Source organism: Erwinia sp. PsM31 (assembly GCF_030433775.1).
Taxonomy (GTDB): domain Bacteria; phylum Pseudomonadota; class Gammaproteobacteria; order Enterobacterales; family Enterobacteriaceae; genus Erwinia; species Erwinia aeris.
Genome location: NZ_JARUWZ010000044.1, coordinates 21,834 through 27,920, shown reverse-complemented (window position 1 = coordinate 27,920; position 6,087 = coordinate 21,834). Strand labels below are relative to the sequence as shown.

General features: G+C 53.5%; 5 protein-coding genes and 2 tRNA genes. 6 read left to right on the top strand and 1 reads right to left on the bottom strand.

What is annotated here, in order from left to right:
- The first annotated feature begins 162 nt into the window (after positions 1-162).
- From QCD69_RS21505 to luxS, 6 genes are all read left to right on the top strand, one after another.
- Positions 163-239: transfer RNA gene (locus QCD69_RS21505), tRNA-Arg, on the top strand.
- A 309-nt stretch (positions 240-548) separates the two neighbouring features.
- Positions 549-625: transfer RNA gene (locus QCD69_RS21500), tRNA-Arg, on the top strand.
- An 810-nt stretch (positions 626-1,435) separates the two neighbouring features.
- Positions 1,436-2,002 (top strand): fructose-1-phosphate/6-phosphogluconate phosphatase, encoded by a 567-nt coding sequence (yqaB, locus tag QCD69_RS21495; protein ID WP_253458989.1) that lies wholly within the window; start codon positions 1,436-1,438, stop codon positions 2,000-2,002.
- Positions 1,999-2,424 (top strand): YqaA family protein, encoded by a 426-nt coding sequence (locus tag QCD69_RS21490; RefSeq protein WP_125287465.1) that lies wholly within the window; start codon positions 1,999-2,001, stop codon positions 2,422-2,424. The genes yqaB and QCD69_RS21490 overlap by 4 nt, the downstream gene beginning before the upstream one ends.
- Positions 2,425-2,455: 31 nt before the next feature.
- Positions 2,456-4,057: a glutamate--cysteine ligase gene (gshA, locus tag QCD69_RS21485; protein ID WP_253458991.1), complete on the top strand. Its 1,602-nt coding sequence runs from the start codon at positions 2,456-2,458 to the stop codon at positions 4,055-4,057.
- A gap of 152 nt (positions 4,058-4,209) precedes the next feature.
- Positions 4,210-4,725 carry an S-ribosylhomocysteine lyase gene (gene luxS, locus QCD69_RS21480; RefSeq protein WP_125287466.1) on the top strand — a complete coding sequence of 172 codons (516 nt, stop codon included), beginning with the start codon at positions 4,210-4,212 and terminating at the stop codon, positions 4,723-4,725.
- A 64-nt stretch (positions 4,726-4,789) separates the two neighbouring features.
- Here the strand turns inward: luxS and QCD69_RS21475 are convergent, their stop codons facing one another.
- Positions 4,790-6,076, bottom strand: a complete 1,287-nt coding sequence (locus QCD69_RS21475) for an HlyC/CorC family transporter (protein ID WP_125287467.1) — start codon at positions 6,074-6,076, stop codon at positions 4,790-4,792.
- Between the last annotated feature and the right edge of the window lie 11 nt (positions 6,077-6,087).

Below are 6,087 nucleotides of genomic sequence, written 5' to 3'. Positions count from 1 at the left end.
CGGCTACGAACCGAGCGGTCGGAGGTTCGAATCCTCCCGGATGCACCATATTTTGTAGAAGTCGGCAGTAGCCTCTTCTGAGAAATGAAAAGATTTAAACGTCTGTCAGTTTCTTCTGTATCTCCTCAGGTTTGTCGCGTTATCTCCCCACTGTTTTCCAATGCATCCGTAGCTCAGCTGGATAGAGTACTCGGCTACGAACCGAGCGGTCGGAGGTTCGAATCCTCCCGGATGCACCATATTTTGCAAATCTGGTCGCAATAACGTACTGGCATAGCGCAAGCAGTTACCGCCAGCACAAGGGATGATAACGTTGCTTTAGCAACGGCCCGTAAGGGTGAGGCGCCAGCCGAATCATCCTCCCGGATGCACCATATTTTAGTAATGTGGCAGCAATATCTTAACTGACATACTGTGAAAAGCTTGCAGCGTGTACAGGGAGGATAACATCGCTAAGCGATGGCCCGAAGGGTGAGGCGTAAGCCGGATCATCCTCCCGGATGCACCCTATTCAGTTGTACCAGGCAGTATCTTTAGCTTTCCTCAATGCATCCGTAGCTCAGCTGGATAGAGTACTCGGCTACGAACCGAGCGGTCGGAGGTTCGAATCCTCCCGGATGCACCATATTTTAGTAATGCGGCAGCAATATCTTAACTGACATACTGTGAAAAGGTTGCAGCGTGTACAGGGAGGATAACATCGCTAAGCGATGGCCCGAAGGGTGAGGCGTAAGCCGAATCATCCTCCCGGATGCACCATATTTTGCAAATCTGGTCGCAATAACGTACTGGCATAGCGCAAGCAGTTACCGCCAGCACAAGGGATGATAACGTTGCTTTAGCAACGGCCCGTAAGGGTGAGGCGCCAGCCGAATCATCCTCCCGGATGCACCATCTTCTGAATATCTCGTCGTAACACCTTTACTGACATACTGTAGAAAGCTTGCAGCTTGTACAGGAAGAGTAAAAACGCTTAGCAATGACCCGAAGCGCAAGCCGCATTATCCTCATCTTCTGTTATTCCAACTCATAGCCATTCTGAACAGCCATACCGTATAAAGCTTATAGCGCTGATCCTACAGCAATCCTTTACGATCGAATTGTAAAAAACCTGCCTGATGCTTTTCTAATACCCTTTCCGTATCCTCATACTTGCTGCCTTAACAAGGCGAAATTATCACGCCGCTTTATAATATACATTTCCTCACTTTCTGCTTTTGCCGTTATATACCCCGTTAATTGCCGGTTCAGAGTCGGTTCCATAGTTACACTTTTGTGCTTTTTGGCCTCAATTAAGGCCATCTGTTAACAAGGATATAATCTGATAATAAAAAACCCTATATGTTTCAAGGCATTTGCGGATCCATGCTGACAGCGACAAGTTCGGTGCTTTACGCTAAAGTAAACGTTCGTTGATTCAGGGACGGAGGCTTCCGTGTACGACAGTTATGACGGCTTGATATTTGATATGGACGGCACGATTCTGGATACGGAACCTACGCATCGTAAAGCCTGGCGAACCGTTCTGGCGCGCTACGATATGCGCTTTGACGACCTGTCGCTGATTAAGCTGAACGGCTCGCCAACGTGGCGGATAGCGGAAGCTATCATCAACAGCTATCAGAGCAGCCTGGATCCCCATCAGCTGGCCGCAGAAAAAACCGCGGCGCTGAAAGAGATGCTTTTCGATAGCGTCCAGCCGCTGCCGCTGGTTGACGTCGTTAAAGCTTACCGCGGTAAACGGCCTATGGCGGTCGGTACCGGCAGCGAGCACGCCGTAGCCGAAGCGCTGCTGCAACATTTAGGGCTTCGCGACTATTTTGACGCGGTTGTCGGTGCTGATGACGTTAAGCGTCATAAGCCGGAACCGGATACGTTTCTGCGCTGCGCCGAATTAATCGGTGTTGCGCCTGAGCGCTGTATCGTGTTTGAAGACGCCGATTTCGGTATTCAGGCCGCGCAGGCGGCAGGCATGGCTTTTGTCGACGTCAGGCGTCTGTGAGCGACTGGCTATACGGTTCAATGTTTGTCAGCGGTTTCCTGAGCGCCACGCTGCTGCCGGGAAACTCAGAAGTGCTGCTGGTTTCGCTGCTGCTGTCGGGAAAAGCTTCCGCGCTCGGCGTGACCGGCATTGCTGCCCTGGGGAATACCCTCGGCGGTTTAACCAACGTTATCATCGGCCGCTGTCTGCCGCTAAAACAGCAGGGGCGATGGCATAACACAGCAACAGCGTGGCTGCACCGCTGGGGGCCTGCTGCGTTACTTCTTAGCTGGTTGCCGGTTATTGGCGATCTGCTTTGCGTTCTCGCGGGGTGGCTTCGCTTCGCCTGGCTTCCGGTTGCGCTCTGGCTCGCCGTGGGCAAGACGTTGCGCTATGGCGTGCTGGCTTTCGCAACATTACAGGGCATGGAATGGTGGCAGTGATTCGCTAAGCGTCGCTATCATGATTAACATTATGCTGAACAATAATAAATTTTTCCCCAAGCGGGAGGTCAATTTGATCCCGGACGTATCACAGGCGCTTTCCTGGCTGGAAGCTCACCCTGAGGCAATGAAAGGTATTGGTCGCGGCATTGAACGCGAAACGCTGCGTGTTAAACCTGATGGCCATCTGGCCACCAGCGGACACCCTAAATCGCTGGGTTCAGCCTTGACCCATAAGTGGATTACCACTGATTTTGCTGAAACGCTGCTGGAATTTATTACGCCGGTAGATCGTGACATCGATCATCTGCTGGCTTTTCTGCGCGATATTCATCGTCACGTCTCACGCGATCTCGGCGCGGAGCGGATGTGGCCAATGAGTATGCCGTGCCTGATCGACGACAGCGATAAAATAGAGCTGGCGCAGTACGGGCGCTCCAATATCGGGCAGATGAAAACGCTCTATCGGCAGGGCCTGAAGAACCGCTATGGCGCGCTGATGCAGGTCATTTCCGGCGTGCACTATAACTTCTCGCTGCCGCTCTCTTTCTGGCAGGCCTGGACGGATGGCAAAGAAGGGCAGAGCAGCACCGACGCGATCTCGGAAGGCTATCTGCGCCTGATCCGTAACTACTATCGCTTTGGCTGGATCATTCCCTATCTGTTTGGCGCTTCGCCGGCCGTTTGTTCTTCTTTCCTGCAGGGGAAAGAGACGGACTTACCGTTTGAGCGTACCGAAAATGGTCTGCTCTATCTGCCTTACGCTACCTCTTTGCGCCTGAGTGACTTGGGTTATACCAATAAATCGCAGAGCGGACTGGGCATCACCTTCAATAATCTTCCTGACTATGTCAAAGCGCTGAAGGCGGCGATTAAAACGCCTTCGGAAGAGTACGCGCGCATGGGCGTGAAGGATGAGCAGGGCAACTGGCTGCAGCTCAACACTAACGTGTTGCAGATTGAAAACGAGCTGTATGCGCCGATCCGCCCGAAACGCGTTACGCGCTCCGGCGAAAATCCCTCCGATGCGCTGCTGCGCGGCGGCATCGAGTACATTGAAGTGCGCTCGCTGGATATTAACCCGTTCTCGCCGACAGGCGTGGATGAAAATCAGGTGCGCTTCCTCGATCTGTTCCTGATCTGGTGTACGCTGGCCGACGCGCCGGAAATGAGTAGCGAAGAGCTGCTCTGCACGCGCGCCAACTGGAACCGGGTCATTCTGGAAGGGCGCAAGCCGGGCCTGATGCTGGGTATCGGTTGCGAAGAAGCGCAGTTCCCGCTGGCGGAAGTCGGCAAAAACCTGTTTAAAGATCTGCAGCGCGTGGCGGAAACGCTCGATCGTCAGCAGGGCGATCGCCATTATCAGGCCGCCTGTGACCGTCTGGCCGCCTCGTTTGACGATCCTGACCTGACCTATTCGGCGCGTTTTTTGACAGCGCTGAAAGAAAACGGGCTGGCCGGTACGGGCCTGGCGCTGGCAGAGCAGTATCATGCTCAGTTGGCGAACGAGCAGCTGGAGATCCTGACGGAGAGCGACTTTGAGCAGGAGGCTATCCGTTCAAACGTTAGCCAGCAGGAAATCGAAGAAAGTGATACGCTTAGCTTTGAAGACTTTCTGAAAAGCCGAAGCTAACGCAAAAGAAAAAGGCCACATCAATGTGGCCAAATTAACATCTCTGTTGTCAGGGATGATGATAACAAAATGCGCGTCTTTCATAGATTCAGACCACGAGTCGACAGAGAAAGTTTCATCACTGCGAAAATAAATTTATCAGAGGTAACCATATGCCATTGCTGGATAGCTTTACCGTCGATCATACCATCATGGCGGCGCCTGCGGTTCGCGTAGCGAAAACCATGAACACGCCGCACGGCGATACCATTACCGTTTTCGATCTGCGCTTCTGCCGGCCAAACAAAGAAGTGATGCCGGAGCGCGGTATCCACACGCTGGAACATCTGTTTGCCGGTTTTATGCGTAACCATCTGAACGGCGACGGCGTTGAAATCATCGATATCTCGCCAATGGGCTGCCGCACCGGTTTCTATATGAGCCTGATTGGCACGCCGGACGAGCAGCGCGTGGCGAAAGCCTGGAAAGCCGCGATGCAGGACGTGCTGAAAGTGACCGATCAGCGCAAAATTCCTGAGCTGAACGAGTACCAGTGCGGCACCTATGAAATGCACTCTCTGGATGAAGCGCAGGATATCGCGCGTCACATCATTGAGCATGATATCGGCGTGAACCACAACGACGAGCTGGCACTGCCGCAGGATAAACTGCAGGAACTGCACATCTAGTCAGTTAACCGGGCTTCCCTTGCAGAAACCCGGTTGTTTATCCCCTGGCGGTAGGGGATAGCTATCAGGAACCCACCGACTCCTTCAGCGGCTTTTGCGGCGTAACGCGAACCTGTTTAATCATATTCTCCTGCACGTCGAGGATATCGATCGCATAGTGACCGATATGCACCGTAGTGTTGGGCAGCGGAATATCTTCCAGCACTTCCAGAATCATGCCGTTAACCGTACGCGCTTCCTCTTCCGGCAGCTGCCAGTTAAAGGCCTTGTTCAGCTCGCGCACGTTAGCGCTGCCTTCAATCAGCACCGAGCCGTCATTCTGTGGCATCACTTCTTCCGCCAGCGTCGGGGACATGGAGGTGGTGAAATCGCCGACTATCTCTTCCAGAATGTCTTCAATGGTGATCAGGCCTTTAATATCGCCATATTCATCGACAACCAGACCTACTTTCTTCTTATTGCGCTGGAACTTCACCAGCTGGATGTTCAGCGGCGTGCCTTCCGGCACGTAGTAAATCTCATCCGCCGCGCGCAGCATGACTTCTTTGGTGAACTCTTTTTTCTCGGTCATCAGGCGGTAGGCTTCCCGCACGCGCAGCATACTGATGGTATCGTCCAGCGAATCGCGATAGAGCACGATGCGGCCATGCGGCGAGTGCGTCAGCTGCCGCACGATGGATTTCCAGTCATCGTTGATATTAATGCCCACAATTTCATTGCGCGGCACCATAATGTCGTCAACGTTCACTTTTTCCAGATCCAGCACGGACAGCAGCATATCCTGATTGCGATGCGACATCAGCGTGCGCGATTCATACACGATGGTGCGCAGCTCTTCTTTGCTCAGCGCGGAGGTGGCGGCGCTGTCGGTTTTCATGCCGACCATCCGCATCAGAACGCGGGTAATGGTATTCAGCAGCCAGACCAGCGGCATCATGATGATTTGCAGCGGGCCTAACAGCAGGCTGCTGGGGAAAGCGACTTTTTCAGGATAAAGCGCGGCAACGGTTTTCGGCAGTACTTCCGCAAACACCAGCACCACAAACGTCAGGATGCCGGTAGCGATGGCTACGCCTTCATCGCCGTGCAGGCGCATCCCGACGATGGTTGCCAGCGCGGAGGCGAGGATATTAACGAGGTTGTTGCCGATCAGCACCAGGCTGAGCAGGCGATCGGGGCGACGCAGCAGTTTCTCTACCCGACGGGCGGCGCGATCGCCGTTTTTAGCCTGATGGCGCAGCTTATAGCGGTTGAGCGTCATCATGCCGGTTTCGGAGCCGGCAAACCACGCCGACACCAGCACCATAACGAAAAGAATAATAATCAGCGTGGTGGTTGAAACTTGTTCCAACGAGGGAATTC